Below are 26,105 nucleotides of genomic sequence, written 5' to 3'. Positions count from 1 at the left end.
CTGAGATTGCCTTGAATAGTTCCCAAAACCTGTCATTCGCCGGCGGCCAGAACGGATGAGAGCCATAGTAAACCGCAGACATATTCGAGCGGAGCCCCCGACTAGTCCGCTCACTTAGGAAAGTGTCCACCTTGCCCCGCACACATAACGTCAAGCCCTCTTTCGGAAAGACTGTGCGCCATTGATCAGATCATGCCGCGGGCGCTCTCTGATCCGACTACGACTAATCGGACAAAGGCCTAGCTCCTGTGTTATTTGCCTCGGTAGTAGCGGATCAGTGGCTGGTGTTCGTTACTATCCGGCTGCATATGCCGGTTCGTGACGCCGGCCGCGAGGTTGTCAGGTGGCGCGAAGAACTCCTTGTCGATCAAGACAAACTGGGTTCGCCGAAGTTCTCCAGCGCTGAGCTGATAGAGCATGCGATAGAACCCTTCAAATTGTTCCCTGTTCTCCCGCTCGCTGATGTTCTTCATTGGGGAGTCGATTATTAGGAGCTCGGGCAGTGGCGCATGAAGCTGTGCCGCGATGCGGTGCAAGGCGATCGCGAAGCAGCATTTGAAGAGGGTCTTCTTTCCGCCGCTGCTGAGCGAGGTGAAGGTCGAGCGCGTGAGATCGCTGGGGTCGGCACTAAGGATTGCCGGGTAGAAGTCGGGAGGGTCCAACTCCACATGGTCGTTGCGCTTAATGCCCGGCACTCCGGACAGGGCCAGGCAGTCCAGGAAATAGGAGGCGAAACGATCAAGACTTGTTCGGTCCGCCTCCGCTTTGGTGCGCGCCTCTTTGAGCGCCTCTCGCTTCGCCTGTTCCAGCGCGACGATTTGGGCGAGAGCCTCGCGCTGCTGCTGCAACAAGAGTGGTAGGCGTAGTAGCCAGGCGATGCTCGCCAACTCGGCCTCCAGCGCCGCGCGCTCTCGCTCCTTGAGCAGGCTCATCGACAGGAAGGCAGAGTCCTGCTCCGCGATGGCGCGATTAATGTCAGCTTCGGCCTTGTCCTTGGTCTGCAGCAAGCCCGACCGCCGCGCCCGCATCCTGGCCAGATTGCTGTCGATCGCGGCAATGGCTTCCTTCAGTTCGGCCCGTCGGCTGGCGATGTCGGCCTCAAGCGCCGCGACCTCGGTGGGATCGGCTAGGTCGACCAGGTCCTCCTGGCCGCACACGTCGCAGCATTGTGCTGGCCGGGTCGGCAGGGCTTGGGTGCATCTCGGGCAGGCGCCGAAGGCCACGTCTCCGAGGATTTCGCGGGCCTCCGCGGAGCGCCTGAATTTCAGGCCCAGCATGTCGATTTCGTTACGATGCCGCACGTGCCGGTCCCGCATGGCGCGGAGTTCCTCAGCGTCGAGATCGAGCTTGGCGATATCAGACCCCAGGCTCCGGGCCGTCTTTGCCAGTTCGTCGATGGCATGGGTGGTCTGCTCCTCGCGGCGCCCCTTGCGCAACACCTCGAGCTCCGCGTTCACCTTGGCGATCGAGGCGCGAAGTCCCGACTCGCGCTCTGCCACTTGCGCCTCAGACTCAATGCCGACCTCTGCTAACGCCCTGGACAGGCTTTCGATCGACGCAACGCGTGCAGTTCTGTTCGCCCGGAGCTGGTCGAGTTCCGCTTCCAGATCGGCGACCCGCTCGTCGTGATAGCCGATGACATAGCGGATCACGTCGCGACTCTTGAGCCGCATATAGAACTCAGCCGATTCTTCGAGGTAGAAGAACGAGCTATCGATGTGGTCCTGATCGAGGTAGCAGTACCAAAGCAGGTCGCGCAGTGATAAGCGCACGATCTTGCTGTCCGTCTTGGCCTTGCTCTTGCGAACTCGCGGCGGGTTGATCTCCGAGAGCCAGAAGACCAGGTCCGACAACGTTTCGATGCCCGTCTCCGGGATAACCTCGCCCGCAGCCACACGGGCCGGGATGACGATCGAATAGCGACCCTGATCGTCCTCCCACGAGGCGAAGACGTCGGCGGCGTCCCGGGGCCGCTCGATGCTGACCGTCGCCCGTTCGAGCTCAACGGTTAGAGTCGCCGAGACGAACTCAGCCTGCAACGCGGGAGACAGCTGGATGGTGCCGCCAAGACAGTAGTCGACCAGCCGAGCGATGCTTGACTTGCCCGCGCCCATCTGACCCCAGAAGTAGCTGAGCTTGGAGAACTCGATCTGCTCGTCGGCACGGCGCAAAGACAGATTTAGGGACACCAAATTGAATTTCATCGAGGCTCTCCGCTGGTGTCAAAGGTTTCCGCCTCGGGGTTGCTGGCGCCGATCTCAGTTCCCCATTTCATGCCCGTGATCTCCGGGACGATTTCGTAGACAAAGTCTTTAAGTTTCATGGCAGACATGGCGCCGACCGCTTTCATCACGACGGCGCCTCTTGTCGCGAAGTCCTGGAAGGCCGGTCGGGTGGCTAGCTCATCGGCCAAGGTGCGACCGCGATCAGTCAAGCCGATTTCGATTTTGCGGCCGCTGAGCGACAAGGTGATGAGGCCGCGAGAGGACAAGAGGCTGAGCCAGCGTCGATAGCGGCCGTCCCACGGGCCGTAGCGGAACCGGATCATCTTGGTCTCGACGGTCGTGCGCTCCCGCGGCAGCACCCCTGCGTCGGCTGGCGACTTGTTGAGCGCCGCCAACGCCCGTTCTAGATAAACCGGGTAGCGAAGCAGGAAGTCCAGCTTGGCAAGCTTAGTTATGCCTTCGACTGGCTTCGGGGCGCTCTTGCCGCGCTTGTCGGCGCTTCGCAGCAACACCAGCAGGCGGGCGAGGTGTAGGCCGTCGGCGTTTTCAGCGTCGGCCGCGGCCTTGAGGACGGAGAGGCTCATCCTTCGCCCCCTTCGATCTGAAAGCGGTCGCTCCACCACACGCGGCAATCGTCGGTCAGCAGCGCTGCGGTACCCATCAGCAGTTCATAGGGCGCTCCTCCAAGCAAATCCTTCCGCTGGGTCTCCAAGCTCCTTAGCCGGGTCGACACTTCGTTGAACATAGCCTGCCCGAACGGCGCTCCGGCGGTATGATGCGCCATATACGATTCGAGGCATTCGCCGTGGACCGCCTCCTCGACTTGTCGGAGTTGGCGAGCCGCCCATACGGGGTCCTTTGCCTGCTCCTCTAGAAAATGGTACTCAGCCGCCTGCTCGCGCGCCTTCATATAGCCGACCAGGGCACCGACGCCGCCGCGCTCCAGCTTCTGCTCCAAGATGCGCTTGGGCCGAGGTTGACCGAGGCTGATGGTGGGCGGGCCCTGGTAGCGGAATGTGTCCCTAGCCTTTGACATTGGGACCAGGGCCACATCAGCAATCACAATGCGCTTGGCCGTGATCACTGGATCGTCAGTCGTTCCCGAGGGAATTTTCGCTAGGTGACGATCCGGGTCGACCACAAATAGCGATGCGGCGCGGTGGAACCTGGCGACGAGGTCGTTGCAGAGTTCGCGGAGGGGGCCCGGCGCGAGGTGCGCACATTCGGTCAAGCCGCCGATATGTTCTTGAGCTAGGGCCGCGTCGAAGTCTTCGCGCGAGGGGCCTTTGACGGTTTCGAGCCTTCGCAACACTTCGAAGAGCTGCGCTTTATCAGCACCAAGTTCCGCCGCCAGGGCGTCGAACGTGCTTCGAAACGGCGGCTGCATCGCGTCAGCGTCGCTGCAAGACTTTACGTGGTCCAGCATGAGACCGGGGCAGCGACCGCGACGTTTGTCGTCCGTACTGGCTACCGTGACCGAATCCACGTCGGAGTTGGACACGAACACGAACCTCCCAACCTGGCCGGGAAATGCCGTCATGAGATCTACGAAGCGACCGATCGACTTGGTGAGCGCGGGGGACGTGAGCGTCCAAGCCCCGTTCTCTGGTCTCGATGTCTTGATCTGATAGGCGTCGAAAAGGCCATCGGGCCGCTCGGCGAGGAAGTCTTCATGGTGTTCACAGTAGAGGGCGATGTACTTCAGCGTGCCGCGCCGCACGGCGGCCAGAAGCACCACGCCATACTGGTGTTGGTAACGGAAGTTGCGTTCGGTCTCGTCGCCAGGATCCCCGCTGGCAGTCGTTTTAAGCCGGGGAGAAACCGTGCCTTCCTGTAATTGAATATCGCCGCTACACAAACGCAGCGATCCGGCTGTTCTGAATCATAGTTGGTTCCCCCCGAGCACGATTCTACTCGGACTCCGCCTTCCCGACAACGGTATACACGCGGGTTGGTCCACCATCTCTTCGCACTTAATTGAAACGCCACGGGCCGGTGAAAACTCGTACCCCTCAGGTCATCACATCCCATCCGATTTCGACGCGCTCGGTAGCCGTAGCGTGCCGCAACGGACAAACAGCGATGGTTCGCAGGTGGCAATTCGAACTAATAGTGATGCCACAAACAGGCACTGATCGTCTGTTTTATTGACTTGCTCCTCGGACCCGGACCGATAGCCTCCGGCCCCATCATGATCAAATCGCACCAGTTGTGCAGAATGTCCGCTATCGCAGGCACACTTTCCAAAGCTGCTGTTCCGCTCCCGGCCGGACCCCTAGGAATGACGCCTCTTGGCAGATTTCGTTGAAAAAGTCGGCGCTCAGTTTGGCAGAGAGAGCAGCGGCGCCTGCTGTGTTGAAGTTGGATCTACGGTGAGTTGGGACTTGGGGCCATCCTAGGCCAATCAGGTCATCTGAGGCCCTGTCGGCAGAACCGGCTTGGCAAGCTTCCTCAAGTTCTGAGCGGTGGCGGCCAACAGGAACTCGTCCTGAGCCCCGCACGGACCGCGCAGCCGCAGACGCCCCATCTTGAGGATCCGCTTGAGATGGGCAAACAGCATCTCGATGCGCTTGCGATCTTGCCGCGACTGCTCGAAGGCCGGTGTGCCTTTCAACGAGCGTGCGACCTCGCGGGCATGCTCGTAGATGCTGCGCGAGATCTTACGGGCCGGCGTGTTAGGACAGCACTTCTCCTTGAGGTGACAGGGACCGCAATCGAACGTGCTGCCCCGGTAGAGGCGCGTCGTGCCGTCGTTCACAACCGTACCGCTGGTCGTCAGGGTTTTGCCTTCAGGACAGGTGTAGGTGTCCGCCTCCGGGTCATAGCTGAAGTCTGATCGCGCGAAGGTCCCGTCCTGGCGCTCGGATTTGTCGATCACAGGAACATGCGGCTCGATCTTCTGCTCCTCGACGAGCCAGTGCAGCATCTCGGCTGAGCCATAGGCGCTGTCCGCTGCTAGCCGCTCGGGTTTGAGACCAAAGCGCTCGGCCGTGCGCTCCAGCATCGTGCGGGCCGCTCCGACTTCAGCCTGCCGCACCGCGCGCGAGGCCTCCACATCCACGATCACAGCTTCCTTGAGGTCAATCAGGTAGTTGTCCGCATAGGCAAAAAACGCTGGCCCGCGCATTGCTCCGGTCCACTGAGCCGCCGGATCCGAGGGCGAGACGAACTTCGGCTCAACATCAGTCGCTGCACCCCAGGCAGCCTCGTCGAGCGTGGCGAGATACTCACGCACGGCCCGCGGAGCCTCCCGCGTGTGATCCTGGGCTCTCCAGTCGGAGCCGGCCAGGGAGCGCTGTTTGTTGGCATCGGCGTGGATCAGGCTGGCATCCACGGCAAAGCCTTCGCCACCCACCAGCCCCTCATCCAGGCAGCGCTGCACCACCGCCTCGAACAGGCGGCGGAAAAGGTCAGACTCCCGAAAGCGCCCGTGCCGGTTCTTGGAGAAGGGGGAGTGGTCCGGCACCCTTCCTTCCAGGCCCAAGCGGCAGAACCATCTATAGGCGAGATTGAGATGCACTTCCTCGCACAGGCGCCGCTCGGAGCGGATGCCCAGGCAGTAGCCGATCAGCAGCATGCGGATCATCAGTTCGGGGTCGATGGAAGGCCGTCCCATGGAGCTGTAGAAGCCAGCCAAGTGCTGGCGCCGCTCGGAGCAGTCCACGAAGCGGTCGATGCGCCGCAGCAGGTGATCGGAGGGGACGGGGTCCTCGAGCCGAAACTCGTAGAACAGGCTCTCCTGCATCACGAGACGCTCGCCCATCATGGCCCGGTCCTCCGCTGAGAACGCCCGATCAGGGAATCACGATCCGCCGCCGATCACGAGGACTTTTTCAACGAAATCGGCACAAAGCGGACCACGCACGTCGCTCAGGCCGCATCCTTTCGATCGCCGCGGGCGACTATCTGCAGAGCTCCGTCCGGCAACGGCCGCTGCAGGTTCAGGACCTCTTCCACCGGCGCATTCAGCCACGCGTCAAACTCGTCCTCGGTGGCGAGGATCACCGGCATGGCCTTGGGATGGATCGGCTTGACCTCGGCGTACGGCTCGCGGGTCAAAAAGCTGTAGAGCAGGTGCTCGCTCTCGACCGGTTCGGCCTTGGTGCCGCGCCGCCGGTCCACGGCCGCCAGATGCCGGCTAAGGCTGCCACCGGCCGCTCCTCGGATAAGGCGAACCAAGTCGGCGTCTTGCGAGGTTTCGTATCCTGGTACTCGCAGAAGCTGGTCCGCGGCATGACGCAGCGGTATTGCGGCTTGATCCAGCCGCGCCAATAGGGACTCTTCACATTGCGGACCTTCGGCACCAGCGGGCCGTTGACGTTCGGCGGAGACGGAAAGCCCCACTGCATCATCAGCAGCTCGCGCTCGCCGTCATGGCTCTTAACGACCGGCGCCCTGTCGTCGGGGAAGATCCCCGGCAATGGCGGCAGGTTGCCGGTGCGGTCGTGCCGGATGCGGAAGAGCTGCCGGATCGCGTCCTGCATCTTGGTGGTCGAGTAGAGATTACACATGACGGCGGGCTACCAAACGACAGACAAGCCGCAAGGCTGGCTTCTGTCGCCTATGTGCCTATTGGAAGTTCCGTGACTTCACCTGGATTTCTGCCGTGTCGCGTAATAAATGATCCGAGAGGCTCTGTGGCCTGCTGCCTCATTAGATCCTCAGATCCGGACCGCCACCCGTCCTGGCCTCATCCCCTCTCCGAAGCGGCAACGGGAACGTCCAGTCCCGCTGCCTTACGCTTCGGAGCAGATCGGAATAGTTGAGGAAGTGCTTGGCCACCTTCAGGTGGTGGTCAGCATGGCACTCAGGGTGGAAGCCGGCCTGATTGATGGTCCAGCCCTGGCGAACGCAGGACACTACGTCCTGCTGCATTCGTCGTACAGAATGGTCATAGAGCACGTCGTGCATCACCGCACGGGGCAAGCTGCAGGGACCACTGGTAGGCGACTTGCTCGAGACCGTAGCCGCAGGCAGAAGGTCCGACCAGTCAGAGGATTGGCGGGAGCGGTCAGATCTCTTGGCTATGAGATCGAGTTGGATCGCGTCAAGTTGATCGCCGCTCGCCTGCGGCCTCTCTGGCGGTGCTGCCGTACTGGCTTGCGCGTCTGGGACGAAATGTCTGTAAGGGGATATGGGTGCTGGTTAAAGTCGTGCGCGGCCAGGGCCAGCGACCGCCGGGGTCGTAAAATCTCGCGCCGAGCCGACTAAATTTCCTGGCGCGTAATCTATGTCGAACTGTACCGAACGGCATGCGTTTGATACATGAGCAGAGATTAATCGCATGGACATCTGGGCTCTTATTGACGCGGCCCGCCAAGGGGCTCCGGCCGCCCGAGTACCAACGAAATGCAGGATCTGCCAGTGTGATATCCCACCTGAGCCGCGGCGGGGACGCCCGCGGCTGACCTGCGGGCCGTGCGCCGTCTTCCAGTCTGCTGCCTTGCATCCCAGGCCAAGACAATGCGAACGCTGCAAGAAGGAGTTTTGTCCTGAACGAGAAGTGGCAAGATTTTGCTGCGATGGATGCCGCCGAGCCGCCGACAACGAGCGGCGGCGGTCCGTCTACACGAGTGCGACGTGTCGCGGATGCGGCGCAACCGTGATGGGCCGCGCCCGGAGGTATTGCGCCCCTGACTGCCGGCAGCAGCACAGGAACGCTTTGAAGCGCAAGTGCGAGGCGCCCTCGGAACGCCGCTGCCCCGAGTGCCAGAAGCCCTTCATGCCACAGCGCGCCGGCGTCATTTATTGTTGCAGGACCTGCGCCAAACGCCGTGCGGATCGGAACCATTGTGCGCGCCGCTGCGCTGCGAGGCGAAACTCGGTTCCTGGTGTTTGATGTTCAAGCGATTGTTCCATCTCTGCGAAGGCTGCAGAACGCCTCATCCGACGCTGAAAGTTCTCTCACTTCGAGCCTGATTGATTTGCCAGTGTTGCGGCGATCTCGTCCACATAGTTGCGCCAAAACTTGGCAGGATGGTTATTGAGCCATGGTCCTTGATGGTCTCGATCTCTAGCCCGATGCGGATTGCCTCCCACGGCTCAAGGCCGAGATTTATGATCCGAAACGGTCGCTCGGGGCGAGCCTTTGTCTCCTGCTGCAGGGTCTGATAGATCATGGTGCCGAAGGCGTCCGCATCATGGACACAGAAAACCGTGACCGGCTCCTCACCACTAGCGAGCAGGTCGAGCAGGTCGCGAACAGCGCGGGTGCTGAACCCCTTGCTGGTTACGAGCGCGCAGTCGTGGCGTTCAGGCCAGCGCGCCTCCTTCAACGCCTCGAAGAAGCCCTCTTTCTCGATGTAAAGGACCTTGTTGAAGGTCCACGCGGGTCGGCAGTATTGCTCAACCGCAAGGGTCCCCAATGAAATATCCCCGCGAATGTGGGGATGGTACAGGGTTCCGCGCGGGTCGCGGTACATGCCCCGGATATCCCCATGCTGTTCCTCATACTCGGTGATGATGCGGCAGAAGTTGTCCCAGGACGGCTCGGTTCCAAGCGCCGCGATGACGAAGGGCCGCAGGACGTAGAACAGTTGACGCTGGTTGAAGCGATAAGCTCCATTGCCGCTCGCCTTCGCCACTCCTTCCTCCAGTCGGCAAAGGATGATCGCCTTCTGCGTAAGGCCTTCGCAGAGCGATTGAGCGGTTTTGGGGAGCACGCGTCGAGCCCTGCGAGCAACGCGATTGATGGCCGCGGCAATCTGCTCCACGAACGGCTCGAGATCCGGCTCCTTTCCGTCTGTCGTGATGGGGCAGAAGGGCGTGGTGATATTCAGGACGAAGTCGAAGCGGCCCTTCGGCACGCGGATGCGGTGGCGCAGACCGCAGCCGTGGAATACCAAGCCATCCTTCCTGCTGTAGGCATTCACCTGGCCCGTAACAGGGGTCCGGTTTGCACGAATCTGGATGCTTGACTCATCGTCCAATCGTTGATCGGCATGGCACCAGGCCTCCACTGAGAAAGGCACCTGCGCCTTGGGATCACGGCCGGCCCGGAACTCTCCATACAGGCAGGCATATGACGGAGGAAGGCTGTCGAGCCGTCCGACAGCACCGAGGCGCTCGGGTCTAACCGGTCGCGCCGCGGCCCGTGCGGACGAGAGGAGTTTGGCTGCCTCGCTGCGGCTCACGGCATTGCAGGCCGTGGCCTTGAATGCCGCCGCGATCTTACCAGCCTTGGCCCCGCTACAGCCATCAAGACTTGCGACAAGGTCGCGGATCGGACGAGTGCCGGCGGCTTGGAGCAGCTCGAAGAAATGATCGGCATCATACCACCAGGGCGACGGTTTCCCCCATAGCCGGGTCCGCCAGAGGCCATGCGGATGGCTGCGTCCGCCCATGACAGAGTGTCACGATCGAGAGGTAGATCCGGACCAAAGGAAATCTCGATCCTGGTGCCAGTCGGAAAGTCGATGCTGCGGGCTTCGACGGCCGTGGTACCATCATCGCGAGGCGTCTAGGACGAGCAGCTGATTGCGCGTCCAGATCCGCAGACTCCCGTTTGAGGCAGCCACCGCCCCGGCGACCACCCGCAGGCCATTGCCCATGGCGCCGCGGATCGGCATCCGCTACAGCTTCGACGAGACCAGCGGCCGTCGGATGCTGAAGAGACGGGCAATTTCATCTGGGCTGCCTCGCAGCCCGTGTCCGGTATCGTGGACGACAAAGCGGTTGCAGTTGCCGCAGTCGCCGACGATGTGGCGTCCCCGATCATCCATAGCAAAGGCGACAACAGCACCCCCTGCATCGAGGGCATTGTCGACAAGCTCTTTCAGGACCAGGCGCCTGAGCTTCTGCCGCGGCACTCCAGCCTTCTGGGACAGAGTACCGACGGACCGGAAGAGAACCCAGTCTTCACGCTCGAATTGAAATTCGGACTGTTGTGAATCGACCGGTAAGCTTGCTGAATGCCCCTGCCAATCCGGGTCATTTTTCAAAGTCAATGATGGCAGGCGGCTTGGCTCATCCATGGCGGCCGCCCTTCGGGTTCAGCCACAGGCTCACATGCGACCACGCCTGTCTTTTGAGTAGAAAGCAGCGCCCGAAATCCGCTTGGACTCGACCAGCAAGCGAGAGTTCGAGGTCGACACGCGTCCCCGGCAGCCCCTGTGCCGAAGGCACGCCAGCGACGGCAGTGAGGATGGCGTCGCCAGTTCTCGCTGGACCCGCTGGACTTGAGCATCGAAGCTCTTGAGACAAGTGTGTCCGTTGATGTTGTAGAAGAGAATATATTTGGTGCGTCGACACACCTGTCTCACGTCTGTCCTTACGCCAGCGATACCACGTGGCGCGACTGATGCCGGCAGCGACCCATGGCTGTTTCGCCATCAGAGACTGTGCCTCGTAGACCACACGCGGCTTGCACTTGCGATTGGCTTTCTTCGCCTCTCTGTCTCTCGCTTTCCGGGCTTCCGCGAGGCGTATGCGTCGCTCCGCACAGGGTTCGTCGACCGCATCGATGCTCCGTATTTTACACACCTCCCGCTCGGCAGCCGAGAGGTTCAGCATCTCGCCCAAGCGCTTCATGCCGATTAACCGTACGCCGTTCACGGACTGCCATTGCTTGACCTTCCGGATAAGCGCGACCAACTCGTCGTCCGTAAAGCCACTAAGCCCACAGCGTTCGATCGCCTTGGTTAGGGTTTCGAGCGTCAGCCCCGGCCAGCGGAACTCACGGTGTCCCCGGCCTATCGGTACCCGGGCCGGTTTTCCGGCGCCGAGGGTTGCCGCAAGGACAAAGGCCCATACGCCAGCGTCCATTCGGCTTCCGTTCAGGCGGTAGAGCGCCGACAGCCGATAGAGTTCGGCAAGTCGGTGAGAGGCTTGCCGCCTCACCGTGATCTTCCTTGATGGGTTTGATCTAGACCTTCGGGCCGCAGGATCTCGAACGGCGGTTGTGTCACCGCCGCTCATGAGGTATGAAGTCGTTGCACTATCTGACTTCTTGAAGCCTTCTAAGTTCGCTGCTTGGGAGGCTTCTTTTTGTTCCTCTGTTGATCCTAACGCCCGCATCAAAGCGGGTTGCATTAGAACCTCCTAGAACGGTACGTCGTCATCAAAGCGGCATGAAGTGTCGACGCGCAGATCCATCGGGTGCGCCTCGATTGCCCAGCCAAATTTTCGCGTCGTTCTGAGTTCAAAACGCTGCAGCATGTTCGCTTGACGGAGCTCACTTGCGAGCGCTTCTCCGAGCGCCATACGCTGATCGACAGACATGGCTTCGATCAGCTTCTGAGCCTCAACCAAAGCCGCAACGGTGTGCTTCAAATCGTCTTTCATGGCCGTAGTCCTTTCTTTGCCAACGCCAAGGCGTACGGCAGTGTGAATGGCACGTTGCTCGGCGTACCGAGCGCATGTTTGGAGTGAGGCGCTTCTGGCCTTGGCGAGGCCCCCCAGCGGTGATGCGCTGGGAGAGCTCAAGTATAAGGTTCAAGAGCCTGTTCGGTGGCCTTACGCTGTTTGGGTAGCGTCGGATGTCGAGCGCCGGCGGCCTCGCGCAATCCAGCGGTCGAGCGCCGCACGTTCGTACCTGACGGCCCGTCCAAGTTTGACGAACTCAGGGCCAGTACCGTAGACGCGCCCGTTTGCGAGGCTTTTCGTAGACAGCTTGAGATATGCTGCTGCCTCGCGTTCGGTCAGGATTTCAGTGGGTTGAGCCATTATCTTTCACCACGTCTCAGTTTCTCTGGGGTGGTCTGATGTTCTCTCAATGCCCACGTTGTGTCCGCTTCTGAATTATCCAGATTTTACCACGGAATGTCGTCAGGCATTTCAGAAATACCGGATTTTCGCAACAACTCGGGTCGGAGAATGCGCGCCCAGGCCGACGTACTGTGGAAACTGATCCTCGCCTCGGGATAAACCTGCGCCGCATCGCGAATGAAGGCCATCATGGAGCCGGTCAGTTCAGAGGTCCCGTTGCCAGCGTGTGGGACGACGATCGGCCGCCCTGCCAGACAAGACCACATCTGGGCGAGCGCGAGTGCGACAGAATCTCCGAGCTGGTTCCTTGGTCGGCGACGCGAGGATGCCGCGCGTTTCCTCCGTTGAATGACCTCAAGGGCGACACTCCAGAAAGCATCGTCTTCAGGCCGGAACCGCTCGATGATCCGGTAAAGCGGAGACAGGAAGTGAGGCTCCTCAATGTCACCGCAGCGCAACCGCCACCTGAGCGCAATGTGTTTGCGAATTTCGCGCTGCTCCCCCCGGCTGATCCCATCCCACGCCTTCTGGTATCGCCAGGGGTTTCGATCAGCTATGGCAGCCGCAAGGCGGTCCAGGCAGGCGGACGTCGGAGCACCGTGCCCAAATTCGATGGAAAAGGAATTGGTGCGTCCGGCACGACGCCAGATTGTGATCATACTATCTCGAATCTCGTGACAGATGAACGCGTCAGCTCCCAGCGCTACATGGTTGATGGACCGTTCTGCCCGCATCGGAAAGTGCGGATACGCTACGTCTGCCAAATCACCATCCCGCGCCTGGACTCTTTCACGTTCCATTAGTGCCAGGGTTTCGACCTCAAGACGGTCGAATCGTTCTCGGCGCGTAATCACGCTTTCGCCTTTTCGAATGGAACCACATCAGCTGATGGCGTTCCATCGAGCGCTGCGGCTATCGTAGTCCCGATGCGCTCCGAAGCGCGCCGCAAGGGATCGGCATCGACATGGGCGTAGCGCTGCGTCGTGGACACCTGCGCATGACCAAGGAGCTTGCCGACGATGGGCAGCCCCAGACCACCGCCGGCACCGACACTGGCGAACGAGTGCCGGAGATCGTGAAGCCTTAGACCTGGCAGTCCAGCCGCGCGGGTGATGGCGGCCCACGGTCGCTTGAGGTCGCGCCGGGGCTTTGCGGGATCGGAACTTGCGATGACATAGGAGCCAGCTCGGGGAAGCGCGCTCAGCACCGCGAGAGCTGGAGCGTTGAGGACAACGGTCTTGCGGCCGGTCTTCGAGGTTGGCAGGAACAGGAGGCCACGCTCGAAATCGACCTCGGTCCACCGGAGGTGGAGGATTTCGCGAAGGCGGCAGCCCGTGAACAGCAGCAGACGAACTGCTCCGGTGACGTGAGGGGAGTAGACCTCCCGCCGGTTTGCCTCCTTCGGAGCATGCTTGGCTGTAGGCCTGTCCGGATCCGGTTCCCAGGACAGCCCGACCGTTTCGGCCGTACGCAAGATGCCACCAAGTCGCTGCAGTTCATCGGTTGTGAGATAGCGCTCTCGACTCTCTTCCCCGAATTTTTCGATGCCCCGTGTGGGGTTCGAGAAGCCAGCCGGCACGAGGTGGCGCTTCGCAGCGAACGAAAATAGCCCTGATAAGGTCGCCAAGATACGGTTCGCGGTGGCCCGTTTGTTCGCTTTCCCGAGGCCGGCGTGTAATCTGTCGACCTCGGCGCTGGTGACGACATTAATCTTGCGTGACCCCAGTGCGGGGAGAATATGCTTGTCCAGGTAGAGGCGATAGAGCGCGGCTGTACCGGCCGCGAGCTTGGGTGTGACGGCCTCCGCCATCCACAGGTTTGCGACTTCCGCAAGAGTCAGGGTGGCCCGTTCCAAGCGGCGTTTTGCGGCCGGATCGTTGCCCAACCGCACATCAGCGAGCCGGTCGCGAGCGAGTTTTCGTGCCTCCTCGGGCGTCAGTATGCCGTGGGGCCCGAGGGAAAGCCGGACGCTGCGGATCCCGCGTCCACCACTGCCCGGTCTATACTCGACGATATAGGTCTTTGTCCCGGACGGCATGACGCGTACCCCGAAGCCTGTCAGACCCTCGTCGTAGGCGACATAGGGTTTGTCCCTGGGCAGCAGTGCATCGATGGTGCGTTTCGAAATCCTGATCTTCGACATCGGTCCATCCCGGTTTGAGATCCCGACCTGTGACGGCACCATGACGGCACCAAGTGCAGGAGATTGGGAGATTACCAAGGATCGGAGTGGATCAGAACTGAGGCGCAGTAAGAGTTTCTGGAAATTAAGAGATCTCCGCGGACGCCCCAAGATATCGAAGAATCAGTCTGGGGGACTAGGGGTCGGAGGTTCAAATCCTCTCGCTCCGACCATTAAACCCTTTGAAGTACAAGGGAAAATCGACAGCGGCACCTTCGGGCGCCGTTCTCGTTTTGGCCGCAAAAGGCTGCGAAATCGCACGTTAGGCTGCGCAAAGTCCCAAGGAAGTCCCAAGGATTTGTTCGCGGGGTGGGATGGAGCGTGGGGCTGACTGGGATGAGCCACGACGAACTACTGCATCGATGGATTCCGTATCGGCTAGGGGCCCGACCATGATCAAGTTCAGCGTCTACTATCCGGCCGATGCCGGGTCGAAATTTGATCACGACTACTACCGCACCCGCCACATGCCACTGCTCCAGGAGCGGCTCGGCGATGCCTGCCTGCGCTACGAGATCGATAAGGGCCTTTCGGGTCGCGAGCCTGGAAGCGCGCCCGAGTTCGTCGCAGCGTGCCACATCTACTCGCCGACCCTGGCGACATTCCAGGAGGCGTTCGGTCCCCACGCCGCGGAGATCCGCGCGGACGTCGCCAACTATACGGACATCGTGCCCATCGTGCAGATCAGCGAAATCGTTGAAGCGTAAGGGGCTTCGGCGCGTCAGGCGTAGCCGTTGAACTTTCCGGGATCAGCGTAGCGCCGGCGAACCGAATTCCTGGCGACGTAGCCGGTGCCGAACCGGTCAACGATCAGGAACATGTCGTTGTCGTCGAAGCAAAAACTACCTTGCTTTCGTCGAACTCGCTTCAGCCAAAATCCGGATGAGCATTATGAGTCGGTGACCTGGCCTTCTTGAGGCTCTTGCGGGTCCCGATGCAGCGGCTCTTGCATCTGGGCCTGGGCCATACGCTCTTCGTCTGCGGCCAGAGCCTCAAGGTGTGCGGCCTTTTCCAGCACCGTCCGGCGCTGTTCCTCCAACCACGACCATTTGGCAAATTCCCGCAGCTTGCGGGCCTCGGCACGAAAGTGATCTGCATTGGCTAACCGGTAGCCCGAGGGATCGAATGGCATGACGAGTTCGAACATTTTAGGCTGCACTAGGATTATTGTTCAATCGTGCGTCTGAATGTTGGTTTCAGCTCGGCTGCAAGGGGCGGGGGATTATTTTCAGCGTCCTCCATGCGAGGCCTTCTCGACGCCCCGCACATCAGATATCCCTGTCGTGTTCTATTCTTGCAGAAAACATGAGCCGGTCATGCAAGCGCCTTCCAATCGAGTTTTTCCATAAGATTGGGAAAACCGGCAATCCTGAAGGCGCTTGATGTGGCTAGGTTTTACCTATGTGAGTGAGCGATTGTCGTCTCCGGGCGAAAACAACTCGCGATGTAGCTGCTCCCCCTTCTGCATCGACCCAGGCTCCGCTGGTTTTCTCCGCCAGCGGAGCTTTTTTTCGGCTACTCCAGCATTCAGGAAAGCATCCATAATGGCTCAGCCCTGCTGCATGATCGTTGAGGATCAGGTTCTGATCGGCATGTCCATGGAAGCCTCCCTGGAGGAAGCCGGATTCACTGTGGCGGGACCGTTCACGAGCTGCGCGCAGGCGCTGGAATGGCTAGGGCACAACAGCCCCGACCTCGCTATCCTCGACATCATGATCAAGGACGGGACCAGCTTGCAGATTGCCCGTGAACTGAAGAACCGGGGCATCCCCTTCACGGTCTATTCGGGTCTGCCGCCCAAAGCCGAGGGCCCGCCCGAGCTGCGCGGCGCTCCCTGGCTTGAGAAGCCTGTCAGCCGCGAGATATTGGCCAGCACGCTGAGATCGATACAGGCCTGAGGCCGTGACGGTGCCGCAGGCCGACTACGGCCCATGGAATAGACCATCCGGCAGACATCCGGTCCACGGAGCGTAGGGATCCGTCCTGCCGATCAGGGCGCCTCTTCCTTGATCAGGTGAAGATAAGCGGGATCGAAGTCGCCTGCAGTCTGCAGAGCCTCCCAATCCGGGATGGTCAGGGAGCTTCCCCGCAGAACGATTAGGCCGTCCCTCCGCAGGTCCTGAAGAACGCGATTCACGTGAACTGTCGAGAGCCCGAGAGCGTCCCCAAACTCGCTCTGGGTCACGGGTAGGTCGCAACCACTCTCGTTGGCGAGGCCGACTGCCTTCATTCGCATCAGGAGTTCACAGAGCAGATGCGCGATACGTTGATAGGCCGATCGCCGCCCGACACCGATCAGCCATTCACGGAACATGGCAGCATCGATAAGGGTGTCACGCCATAGGATCTCGCCAAGATTGGGATAGCGCTGCCACAGATCCCTCAGGCTTTGGTGCGGGATCAGGGCCACGCTGCTTTTGACGAGCGTGCCAACGCTGTTGTCTATTACCTGGAGATGAAGGCTTTGCAGGTCGGGGATGTCACCTGGGATGTAGAAACCCATGATCTGCCGCCTGCCATCGGACAGGACCTTGTAGCGACAGATAAAGCCACTGAGGATCAAGCAGCAATCGGATGGGCGGTCTCCGTCGCGGACGATATCTGTGTCGGCCTCGAGTACCCTGACATTCATGGGCAAATGCAGGATCGCCTGCTTCTCCTCATCTGACAGAACAGAAATACTCTCCAGCTTCTGGAGGAGGGGATTGTGCTGGCTCTGTTCATGCAGTGCGAAATTCATCGTTGTACCCCCAGCCGGTGACATTGCTTAACGAGTTCCACTCGTTCCAAGGCTGACCGGCCTTCCCGATCCTGCTACCCTCGTGGCGTTGGAGGCGCAGTCATCGCTGTCCATCACGAACGTCATTAGCCGTCTCGTGCCAGCTCCAGGAGGATCTGCTCCCGATGGGCCTGCCAAGCTGCAAGGGTTTCCTGCAGGGTCAGCAACAGCCGCTCCGCCTCGCTGACGTCGTGGCCGTCCAGGCGCATCCTCTCGATGAGGAGCATCTGCCTGGTGATGCGGGTCTCACCTTCCGTGATGTCACGTTCCGCCCTGGATAGGTGTTCCCGTTCGATCGCAGAATCAGGCATCACCGTTCTCCGGTCGGCCCAAGAGGCCCTCTCAGGCTCCAAAGTCTCGAGTAGCTGACGCTTTCGGCATGATCGGGTTCCGACACAACCCTCTGTTAAGGAGGCCTTCCTCCACTGGGAACAGTCCCGTCTGCCTTTTGTTCTCTCATCACCAGGGTACTCCGAAGGGCCACTCATGAGCAATCGCGATATTATCGTCATTGGCGGATCGTCAGGGGCAACCGCGCCCCTCAAGACGATTCTCGGCGCCCTGCCCAGGGATCTGCCGGCCGCCGTGTTCATCGTGCTGCATATCCCCTCCCGCAGCATCGGCATCCTTGCGACGGTAGCCTCCGCCGCTGGGCCCTTGCCGGTCCATCAGGCCGCGGACGGAATGGCGATAGAGCCTGGCCACGTCTACCTTGCGGTCCCGGACCACCACCTCATTTTGACCAAGGGCCATATCCGGCTTGGCCGGGGGCCGCGGGAGAACATGGCCCGCCCTGCCATCGATCCCCTGTTCCGTTCGGCTGCCGCCGCATACGGTTCCAGGGTGATCGGGGTAATTCTGAGCGGCCTTCTCAATGATGGCGCCTCAGGCATAGATGCCGTCAAGCGCTGCGGTGGCCTAGCGGTTGTGCAGGATCCCGCAGATGCCATTGCCGATGAGATGCCACGCAGTGCCTTAGAGGCCGTGACTGTTGACCTCTCGGTTCCGAGCGCGCGGATCGGCGACCTGCTGTCGGACCTGGCCCGGGAGGCAGCGGGCCCCGGTGTACCGATCCCACCCGAGATCCGGCTTGAGGTCGACATCGCGGCCGGCGAGCGGATCGACAGCGAGGTCCTGCGCCAAATTGCAGATCCCTCGGCGCTCACCTGCCCCTATTGCAGCGGCGTCCTGTCCACAGTCCGTGGGGCCATGCCCCTTCGCTTCCGATGCCAAGTCGGGCATGCGGCGACAGCCGAGATCGTTGCCAAGGAGCAGGAGAATGCCGTCGATGAGGCGATGCGGGTCGCTTTGCGCGTAATAGAGGAGCGGGCTGAGCTGGTTACCCGTATGGCGCAGGATGGGCGCCAGAGCGGCCGCAGGGCCGTCGCTGAGATGTACGAGGAGCGAGCCACGGAGTACCGGCAGTACGCCGACGTGCTGCGCCGGGCCGTGCTGCAATCGATGGCCCCACCACATCCTCGCGTGGACGAGGGTGGGCAGGATAACAGTGGATAGACTTGGAGCCCTCGCCAGCCTTGATGGCAGGTGAGAGAATATGGCAAGCCTTTCCCGGAGCAGGGATAGATACAGTGGCCGCCAAGAAGAGCAGCAAGTCGCCCCAGACCCAGGCGGATCAGGAGGGCGCTTCCGAGGGGACAGCCGCCCACATAATCGTTGCTGTGGGCGCGTCCGGCGCCAACAGCGAGCCGGTTGAGCGTTTTCTCAGCGCATTGACTCTGGACGGCGGCATGGCAGCCGTTCTGGCCTTCCAGCACCGTGAGGCTCTGAACGAAGAGCGCTTCAAGCTGGTGCTGGCTGAGCATGAACGAGATCTCGCTCTGATCGCCGAGGATGCCCCCGTCGAAGCCGGCAAGATCTATTGGTCGCCCCCCAACACGATCCTGACCATCAAGGACGGGCGTTTCCACATTCGCCCGACGGGGCAGGCTCCAGGCGAGCGCGGGACCATCGACAGCTTTCTCGTCTCGGTGGCGGAGGACCAGGACAGGAGCGTGATCGGCGTCGTCTTCTCGGGGACCGGGGGTGACGGCATTCTCGGCTTCACGGCACTGAAAGAAGCAGGCGGCCTCACCTTGGCCGAGGATAGCGGTGAGGCCGCGCGGGACAGCCTCGTTTCCAGCAGCAGCCCCTTGGCGCTCGCCGATTTCGTGCTGCCGGTGGAGGAATTGCCAAAGCACGTTCACCTGTACGCCCGGCATCTGACCCGCTACAGGGACGCCGCGCATCGCGATGCCGAAGCGGCAGAAGCCACAAGCGCGCTCGCCAGCGTCGCCACGATCCTGCGCAACAAGACCGGACATGACTTCCACGGCTATAAGGCCAACACCTTCCTCAGGCGCATCCAGCGCCGCATGCAGGTTGGCCAAGTCGAAACTCTCGACGCCTATTTGGAGGTGCTGCGCACGCAGCCAGACGAGCCGCAGAGCCTTTTCAATGACCTGCTCATCGGAGTAACGCAGTTCTTCCGCGACCGCCGTGAGTTCGAGCTGTTGGAAACTCAGGTCATTCCCAAGCTGTTCGAAGGCAAGTCGCGCAATGACCAGATCCGGATCTGGGTGCTCGGTTGCTCCACGGGCGAGGAAGCCTACTCCATCGGCATTCTCCTGCGCGAGCACATGGCGAGGCTGGACGAGGTGCCGCACGTGCAGGTCTTTGCCAGCGACATCGATGGCCGGGCCCTCGCGTCCGCCCGAGTCGGCCGCTACACGGAATCGATCACGAAGGATATGACGCCGGAGCGGTTGGCACGCTGGTTCGTTAAGGAGGGCAACACCTATTGCGTGGTGAAGGAGCTGCGCGAGATGTGCATCTTCTCGCAGCACAGCGTGATCAAGGACGCACCTTTCTCGCGGCTTGACATGGTCTCGTGCCGGAACCTGCTGATCTACCTCAACGCCGATCTTCAGGATCGGGTAATCCCCCTGTTCCACTTCGCCCTCAGGCCCGGCGGCTACCTGTTCCTGGGCAACTCCGAGAACATCTCGCGCCATACCAAGCTGTTCGCCCCGATAGATCGCGGCTTTCGCATCTTCCAGCGTCTGGACACCACCACGAGGGTTCTGCCGGACTTTCCCTTCACCGCCGTTGACCGACGGCCGGCGGAGTATGCGTCGCCCCCCCGTCCGCGGCTGGTGGAGGGAAGCCTGGCGCGAAGGGCCGAGAGCATCGCCGAACGTTATGCCCCGGCTTATGTGGTGACGGACGAGAACTTCGACGTGCTCCACTTCTCCGGCCGAGCGGGTCGCTTCATCGAGCCGGCCGGCGGTGCAGCCAATCTGAATCTTCTAAACCTCGTGCACAGCGACTTGCGTCTCAACTTGCGCGCGGCCCTGACCAAGGCCACGGAGGAAACTCGCACGGTGCAGATCGACGGTCTTCCGATGGGTACCAATGGCAAGCGCCTGCTGGTCGACATCGTGGTCGAGCCTGCCTCGGACCAGCCGAATGGGGCGCCGGGGTTCGTCGTGATTTTCAAGGACAGCCCCGTTCCTCCGGATCGAGATCCCGCTCACTTGGCCCCTTCGGGGCAGGACGAGCATGTGCAAGGGCTCGAAGCGGAGCTCCGCGTGACCCGGGAGCGGCTTCAGGCCACCATTGAAGAACTGGAGAGCACGAATGAGGAACTGAAGTCGTCGAACGAGGAGTACCAATCCCTCAACGAGGAGCTCCAATCCGCCAACGAGGAGCTGGAAACCTCCAAGGAGGAGCTGCAATCGGTCAACGAGGAGCTGACGACGGTCAACGGCGAGCTGGCCCATCGCGTGCAGGAGCTGGGCCGCTCCCACAGCGATCTGAAGAACCTCCTCGAGAGCACCCAGATCGCCACAATCTTCCTCGACACCGAGCTGCGGGTAATGAACTTCACCCCCGCGGTGGCCGAGATCTTCCATCTCATTGAGACAGATGTCGGCCGGCCGATTGCCCACATCAAGTCGCGCGTCGCCTATGACGAACTCCAGGACGACGCGCGCCGCGTGGTGCGCACACTGGGCAGCGTGGACCGCGAGGTCGTCAATCCAGCGACGGGCACCCGTTATATGGTGCGCGTGCTGCCCTATCGCAGCGTTGACAACTATATCGGCGGTACGGTGGTAACGTTCACGGACATGACGCCGCTTACCCAGGCCCAGCACGCGCTGCGCGAGAGCGAGGAGCGGTTCCGGGCCATGGCTGAGCAGGCCGAGGTCGGCATTGCTCTGATGGGCCGCGACGCCCGCGTGATGTACGTCAACGACCGCTACTGCACGGTCATGGGCCGTTCCCGTGAGGACATCATGGATCGCACGATGGAGGAGCTCACGCATCCTGAGGACCGATCTCGTATCAGACCCCTGCTGTTGCAGGCGCTCTCGGGCGGCGAGCCGGTCGTGCTCGAAAAGCGCTATAAACGTGCCGACGGCTCGGTGACTTGGGTGCGCGAGAGCGTCAGCGATCGCCGAAATGCGGTTGGCGAAATCACCGGCGGAGTTGCCGTTGCCATCGACATGACGGAGCGGTTGCACGCGGAGCAAGCTCTGCGCGATAGCGAACGACATACCAAGCTTCTCCTGGCTGAGTTGCAACATCGCGTCCGCAACACCCTGGCCGTCATGCGGTCCATTACACGGCGTACAGCGACGACGAGCGAGACGGTCGAAGATTATGCCATGCACCTCGAAGGACGCGTCGAAGCTTTTGCTCGCACTCAGGCGATGGCAACCCGCGCCCCGGATGCCGGTGTCGACCTTGAGGAGTTCGTGCGGGATGAGTTGCTCGCCGCGGCGGTCGACGAAAACGAGAAGGCGCGCATCGATGGGCCTCCAGTGCGTCTGCGGGGCAAGGCAGCCGATTCCATTGGGCTGGCCATCCACGAACTGGCTACCAACGCCATTAAGTACGGAGCCCTATCCAAAGACGGCGGCCGGATCGACGTGACATGGGGGATCAGAGGAGCCGAGGGGGACCGAAGACTCCGGCTGGAATGGAGGGAGAGCGGCGTCCGCATCGCGTCCGCGGGACCCCGGCGCCGGGGCTTTGGCTCTGAGCTGATTGAACGCACCCTCCGCTACGAGCTTGATGCAGAGACGGAGCTCGAGTTTGCGCCCGGCGGCGTCCGTTGCGTGATCGAGGTGCCGGTCAACGAGCGAACTGCCACGACGGATGTCTCACAAAAACTGAATCAACCCGGCACAGAGGACGAGGATGATGAGCGCCACCCAAGACATGACGGCGGACAAGCCTGACCTGACTGGCTGTCGCGTTCTTCTGGTCGAAGACGAGTACTATATCGCGGATGATCTCTGTCAGGCTCTGGAACAGTGCGGTGCTATCGTTGTTGGCCCTGTCCCCAGTTTGGACAAGGCATTGGCTCTGGCCGAGTCCGAGCGTCTTACATGCGCGGTCCTGGACATGGATCTGCGCGGGGAGAGTGGTCTTGGGGTTGCGGAAATCCTGCGCCGCCGCAATGTGCCGTTCATCTATTCGACTGGGTACAGCAGGGCGGTGGTTCCGGAAACACTCAAAGGAGCCGCGCACCTGGAAAAGCCGTTCCGGATCGAGGAGTTGCTGCACGCCGTCAACACGGTTTTTCGAAATCAGCGTCTAGGCTCCGCGGCAACTCGGTCCGTCGAGTGACGTGGAGGCGCTCCCTGGAATTTTGGTCTTTTCCCTAGGACGGCTGATCGCGACGCCGCTCAGCGTCCTCGTCCTGATCCGGTCTCGGCTCAATCGGCCGCGCGATCGCGGACCTCAAAAGAGTATCGGTTTCCTTGAGCACCCGATATGACCGCTCTAGCGCCTCCCGGGAGTCGCGCATGATCTGGGCGTCGTGCTCCGCACGGGTCATTGGTGTTTTGGGGGTGTCCGCCACGGCGGCGCTCCTCAGCCCTGCAGGCGGGAGCACGCATCTCTCTCGGTCATCAACGCCCACGGGTCGGAATAGCTGATGATGGTCGAGATATAGGGTGGCTCGATGCCAACGTCCAATGGTGCCGTCAGGTTACCAGGGCCGTCCTAACGCCGAAGGTTCGCTCGGGGTCGAAAGCTGAGATTCATCCGAGGTGGAGAGGGGGCGCACATTTCGGCGGGTGAAGGGTTTGCGGCGAAAAGTGCTCACACTGTCTTAAGGGAAGCCTCAGCACCCTCCCGGCCGGCGAGAAAAGGGCAGGGGGCTTTGAAGCCGGAGCGGCCATTGGCTGAGGAAGCTCCGCGGATCGTCGCTTGGCCGCGGCCATATCACAAGGTCAGCCTCGGCCATTAGGCGGCCTGGATCGTAGCACTTGCGCGGGCACGTTCCTGTTGGTGCTTTCAAGGCTCGCGGCCATCCGACGGTCCCAATTTGTCAATCCGATGTCTTCTTCGGTCAAGCAGACTCGGCAGCTTCGTCCACAGTGGTCCTGCGACGACGCAAGGTCAGCGCACGGGAGACCAGGGTCGGCGGGGACTCAGGTCATGTCGACGTCCTCGCCTGCATCCAGACGATGCAAGGTCATGGCCCGCCTGCAGTGAAAGGCGTCGGCATATGACGCTCAATGAACCCGATCATCCTTCGACCTCGCCGCGATCGGAGTCGTCGCGTCCTGGCATGGTCCGGATTGCCGGAGGCACGTTCCGGATGGGATCGGACCGCCACTATCCAGAGGAGGCGCCGGTCCATCGCGTTACCGTCAACGGCTTTTGGATCGACCGCACGCCCGTCACCAACAGGCAGTTCCGCGAATTCGTCCGGGCCACGGGGCACGTCACCTTCGCCGAGAGGCCCCCCAACCCGAAGAACTATCCCGACGCCTTGCCGCACATGCTCTATGCGGGCTCTCTCGTGTTCACACCCCCCGATCATCCGGTCGACCTGCGCGACTGGCGCCAGTGGTGGACTTTGCTCAAGGGCGCCGACTGGCGACACCCTTACGGCCCGAAGAGCAGCATCAATGGCCTCGACAACCATCCGGTCGTGCATGTGGCTTTCGCCGATGCGCTCGCCTATGCCCGCTGGGCCAGCAAGGACCTGCCGACGGAAGCAGAGTGGGAATTCGCCGCCCGTGGCGGTCTCGACGGTCGGGAGTTCACCTGGGGCGACACGTTCAATCCGGACGGGCGGCAGATGGCCAACACCTGGCAAGGCGCCTTTCCGTTCGAGAACCTCGCGCAGGACGGCTTCGAGCGCACCTCGCCCGTGACCGCCTTCCCGCCGAACGGCTACGGCCTCTATGATATGATCGGCAACGTCTGGGAATGGACGAGCGACTTCTACGCGGAGAGGCATCCGGCCGACGCCCAGAAGGCCTGCTGCATCCCCGAGAACCCGCGGGGCGCTCGCGAGGACCAGAGCTATGATCCCTGCCAGCCGCGGATCCGCATCGCGCGCAAGGTGCTCAAGGGCGGCTCGCACCTGTGCGCCCCGAACTACTGTCGCCGCTACCGTCCGGCCGCACGCCATCCGGAGCCGGTCGATACCTCGACGAGCCATGTTGGCTTCCGATGCGTGATCAGAGAGAGGAGCACCGCATGACCAGTGACCTTGCGTCTTCACCAGCCCACGACAGACAATGCCGTATCCGAAGCATGCGGACCAAGGCCGCCTTCATCGGTGCGACGGCCCTGATCTCGGCCACGCTGAGTGTCCCGACCTTCGCTCAACCGGCTCCGCAGCAACAGAAGCCTAACATCGTCCTGATCGTCTCCGACGATACAGGCTACGGCGATCTCGGTCCCTACGGTGGCGGCGAGGGTCGCGGCATGCCGACCCCCAACATCGACCGTCTTTCGCAGGAGGGCATGACCTTCTTCTCGTTCTATGCCCAGCCGAGCTGCACTCCGGGCCGGGCCGCGATGCAGACCGGGCGTATCCCGAACCGGAGCGGCATGACCACCGTGGCGTTCCAGGGGCAGGGCGGCGGCCTACCGGCGGCCGAATGGACCCTCGGCTCGGTGCTGAAGCAGGCGGGCTATCGCACTTTCTTCTCCGGCAAGTGGCATCTCGGCGAGGCGGATTACGCTCTGCCCATTGCCCAGGGCTACGACGAGATGAAGGACTGCTTCCTCTATCATCTCAATGCATACACCTATGGCGATCCGAACTGGTTCCCGGACATGAGCCCCGAGTTGCGGGAAATGTTCCAGAAGGTGACCAAGGGCGCACTGTCGGGCAACGCGGGCCAGCCGGCGCGCGAGGACTTCAAGGTCAACGGCGAATACGTCAACACGCCCGACAAGGGCGTGGTCGGGATCCCGTTCCTCGACGAGTATGTCGAGAAGGCCTCTCTCGACTATCTCGACCGGGCGGCGCAGTCAGGCGGGCCGTTCTTCATGAGCATCAACTTCATGAAGGTGCACCAGCCCAACCTGCCGGCACCGGACTACGTCCATAAATCGCTATCGAAGAGTAAGTACGCCGACTCGGTCGTGGAGCTGGACGCCCGGATCGGCCGCGTGATGGACAAGATCCGTCAGGTCGGCGGGAACAACACGCTCGTCTTCTACACCACGGACAATGGGGCGTGGCAGGACGTCTATCCGGATTCCGGCTACACGCCGTTCCGCGGCACCAAGGGCACCCTGCGCGAGGGCGGCAACCGCGTGCCGGCGATCGCTTGGTGGCCGGGGAAGATCAAGGCCGACACGCGGAACCACGAGATCGTCGGCGGCCTCGACCTGATGGCGACCTTCGCGTCCGCTGCGGGCACGAAGCTGCCCGAGAGGGATCGTGCCGGCCAGCCGATCATCTTCGACAGCTACGACATGTCGCCGGTGCTGTACGGGACCGGCAAGTCAGAACGCAAGTCGTGGTTCTATTTCACCGAGAACGAGTTGTCGCCCGGCGCCATCCGCGTGAATAACTACAAGTTCCAGTTCAACCTGCGCGGCGATGACGGCTCCGCCACCGGTGGCCTTGCGGTTGACACCAACCTCGGGTGGAAGGGCGCCGAGAAGTACGTCGCCACGGTCCCGCAAGTCTTCGACCTCTGGCAGGATCCGCAGGAGCGTTATGACATCTTCATGAACAACTTCACCGAACGGACCTGGATGGGTGTGGTCATGGAGGAGGAGCTGAAGAAGATCATGGCAACTTACGTCCAGTACCCTCCACGTCCCGTACAGGGCTACGGCTACACGGGGCCGCTCACCCTCTCGGATTACCAGCGGTTCCAGACGGTAAGAGAAGAGCTGGCCAAGGGTGGGGTCCATATCCCACTCCCGACCGGAAACTGACGCGTCG

General features: G+C 61.6%; 21 protein-coding genes, 1 tRNA gene and 1 pseudogene. 8 read left to right on the top strand and 15 right to left on the bottom strand.

Features of this window, described 5'->3' with window-relative positions:
- Positions 1 to 251: 251 nt before the first annotated feature.
- The 11 genes and pseudogenes from LJD17_RS10220 to LJD17_RS10170 form a co-directional block, all read right to left on the bottom strand.
- The gene (locus LJD17_RS10220) at positions 252 to 2,204 is read right to left on the bottom strand and encodes an ATP-binding protein (protein ID WP_227384058.1); all 1,953 of its coding nucleotides are present in this window, start codon (positions 2,202 to 2,204) and stop codon (positions 252 to 254) included.
- Entirely contained in the window at positions 2,201 to 2,809 is a 609-nt protein-coding gene (locus tag LJD17_RS10215; protein WP_227384057.1) for a hypothetical protein, read from the bottom strand. Before LJD17_RS10215 ends, LJD17_RS10220 begins: the two co-directional genes overlap by 4 nt.
- Complete coding sequence (locus LJD17_RS10210; protein WP_227384056.1) at positions 2,806 to 4,083, bottom strand: dsDNA nuclease domain-containing protein; 1,278 nt, start codon at positions 4,081 to 4,083, stop codon at positions 2,806 to 2,808. The genes LJD17_RS10215 and LJD17_RS10210 overlap by 4 nt, the downstream gene beginning before the upstream one ends.
- 546 nt (positions 4,084 to 4,629) lie before the next feature.
- Positions 4,630 to 5,991, bottom strand: a complete 1,362-nt coding sequence (locus LJD17_RS10205; RefSeq protein ID WP_227384055.1) for a transposase — start codon at positions 5,989 to 5,991, stop codon at positions 4,630 to 4,632.
- Positions 5,992 to 6,095: 104 nt separating this feature from the next.
- Positions 6,096 to 6,736 (bottom strand): annotated as a pseudogene (locus LJD17_RS10200) (SOS response-associated peptidase).
- 1,371 nt (positions 6,737 to 8,107) lie between these two features.
- Positions 8,108 to 9,568 carry a toprim domain-containing protein gene (locus tag LJD17_RS10195; protein WP_227384054.1) on the bottom strand — a complete coding sequence of 487 codons (1,461 nt, stop codon included), beginning with the start codon at positions 9,566 to 9,568 and terminating at the stop codon, positions 8,108 to 8,110.
- Between the two features lie 228 nt (positions 9,569 to 9,796).
- A complete protein-coding gene (locus LJD17_RS10190) occupies positions 9,797 to 10,198 on the bottom strand; it encodes an ATP-binding protein (protein ID WP_227384053.1) in 402 nt (133 codons plus the stop codon).
- A 1,066-nt stretch (positions 10,199 to 11,264) separates the two neighbouring features.
- Positions 11,265 to 11,507: a hypothetical protein gene (locus LJD17_RS10185; RefSeq protein WP_227384052.1), complete on the bottom strand. Its 243-nt coding sequence runs from the start codon at positions 11,505 to 11,507 to the stop codon at positions 11,265 to 11,267.
- Between the two features lie 171 nt (positions 11,508 to 11,678).
- Positions 11,679 to 11,888: a helix-turn-helix transcriptional regulator gene (locus tag LJD17_RS10180; protein ID WP_227384051.1), complete on the bottom strand. Its 210-nt coding sequence runs from the start codon at positions 11,886 to 11,888 to the stop codon at positions 11,679 to 11,681.
- A gap of 86 nt (positions 11,889 to 11,974) precedes the next feature.
- Positions 11,975 to 12,784 carry a hypothetical protein gene (locus LJD17_RS10175; RefSeq protein WP_227384050.1) on the bottom strand — a complete coding sequence of 270 codons (810 nt, stop codon included), beginning with the start codon at positions 12,782 to 12,784 and terminating at the stop codon, positions 11,975 to 11,977.
- Positions 12,781 to 14,073 (bottom strand): tyrosine-type recombinase/integrase, encoded by a 1,293-nt coding sequence (locus LJD17_RS10170; protein ID WP_227384049.1) that lies wholly within the window; start codon positions 14,071 to 14,073, stop codon positions 12,781 to 12,783. Before LJD17_RS10170 ends, LJD17_RS10175 begins: the two co-directional genes overlap by 4 nt.
- An 82-nt stretch (positions 14,074 to 14,155) precedes the next feature.
- Here LJD17_RS10170 and LJD17_RS10165 point away from each other — a divergent pair.
- Positions 14,156 to 14,285 (top strand) — tRNA-Pro (locus tag LJD17_RS10165).
- Between the two features lie 219 nt (positions 14,286 to 14,504).
- Positions 14,505 to 14,819, top strand: a complete 315-nt coding sequence (locus tag LJD17_RS10160; RefSeq protein WP_227384048.1) for an EthD family reductase — start codon at positions 14,505 to 14,507, stop codon at positions 14,817 to 14,819.
- 182 nt (positions 14,820 to 15,001) lie between these two features.
- On the opposite strand, the gene LJD17_RS10155 is transcribed toward LJD17_RS10160, so the two are convergent.
- Entirely contained in the window at positions 15,002 to 15,259 is a 258-nt protein-coding gene (locus LJD17_RS10155; protein WP_227384047.1) for a hypothetical protein, read from the bottom strand.
- Between the two features lie 397 nt (positions 15,260 to 15,656).
- On the opposite strand from LJD17_RS10155, the gene LJD17_RS10150 reads away from it, so the two are divergent.
- Positions 15,657 to 16,010: a response regulator gene (locus LJD17_RS10150; RefSeq protein WP_227384046.1), complete on the top strand. Its 354-nt coding sequence runs from the start codon at positions 15,657 to 15,659 to the stop codon at positions 16,008 to 16,010.
- A gap of 92 nt (positions 16,011 to 16,102) precedes the next feature.
- Here LJD17_RS10150 and LJD17_RS10145 read toward each other — a convergent pair whose 3' ends face one another.
- Together LJD17_RS10145 and LJD17_RS10140 are read right to left on the bottom strand one after the other, a co-directional pair.
- Positions 16,103 to 16,852: a Crp/Fnr family transcriptional regulator gene (locus LJD17_RS10145; RefSeq protein WP_227384045.1), complete on the bottom strand. Its 750-nt coding sequence runs from the start codon at positions 16,850 to 16,852 to the stop codon at positions 16,103 to 16,105.
- 125 nt (positions 16,853 to 16,977) lie between these two features.
- A complete protein-coding gene (locus tag LJD17_RS10140; protein WP_227384044.1) occupies positions 16,978 to 17,202 on the bottom strand; it encodes a hypothetical protein in 225 nt (74 codons plus the stop codon).
- A gap of 175 nt (positions 17,203 to 17,377) precedes the next feature.
- On the opposite strand from LJD17_RS10140, the gene LJD17_RS10135 reads away from it, so the two are divergent.
- From LJD17_RS10135 to LJD17_RS10125, 3 genes are all read left to right on the top strand, one after another.
- On the top strand, positions 17,378 to 18,406 hold the full coding sequence (locus LJD17_RS10135; RefSeq protein WP_227384043.1) for a chemotaxis protein CheB: 1,029 nt from the start codon (positions 17,378 to 17,380) through the stop codon (positions 18,404 to 18,406).
- Between the two features lie 74 nt (positions 18,407 to 18,480).
- Entirely contained in the window at positions 18,481 to 22,134 is a 3,654-nt protein-coding gene (locus LJD17_RS10130) for a CheR family methyltransferase (RefSeq protein ID WP_406600787.1), read from the top strand.
- A complete protein-coding gene (locus LJD17_RS10125) occupies positions 22,094 to 22,525 on the top strand; it encodes a response regulator (RefSeq protein ID WP_227384042.1) in 432 nt (143 codons plus the stop codon). The genes LJD17_RS10130 and LJD17_RS10125 overlap by 41 nt, the downstream gene beginning before the upstream one ends.
- 34 nt (positions 22,526 to 22,559) lie before the next feature.
- Here the strand turns inward: LJD17_RS10125 and LJD17_RS10120 are convergent, their stop codons facing one another.
- On the bottom strand, positions 22,560 to 22,760 hold the full coding sequence (locus LJD17_RS10120) for a hypothetical protein (protein WP_227384041.1): 201 nt from the start codon (positions 22,758 to 22,760) through the stop codon (positions 22,560 to 22,562).
- A gap of 714 nt (positions 22,761 to 23,474) precedes the next feature.
- Here LJD17_RS10120 and LJD17_RS10115 point away from each other — a divergent pair.
- On the top strand, positions 23,475 to 24,398 hold the full coding sequence (locus LJD17_RS10115; RefSeq protein WP_319799696.1) for a formylglycine-generating enzyme family protein: 924 nt from the start codon (positions 23,475 to 23,477) through the stop codon (positions 24,396 to 24,398).
- Positions 24,395 to 26,098 (top strand): arylsulfatase, encoded by a 1,704-nt coding sequence (locus tag LJD17_RS10110; protein WP_227384039.1) that lies wholly within the window; start codon positions 24,395 to 24,397, stop codon positions 26,096 to 26,098. Before LJD17_RS10115 ends, LJD17_RS10110 begins: the two co-directional genes overlap by 4 nt.
- The last annotated feature ends 7 nt before the right edge of the window (positions 26,099 to 26,105 follow it).

The organism is Microvirga rosea (assembly GCF_020595095.1).
GTDB classification, from domain to species: Bacteria; Pseudomonadota; Alphaproteobacteria; order Rhizobiales; family Beijerinckiaceae; genus Microvirga; species Microvirga rosea.
The sequence above is the reverse complement of the archived record's forward strand: the minus strand, read 5'-3'. Positions and strand labels throughout refer to the sequence as shown.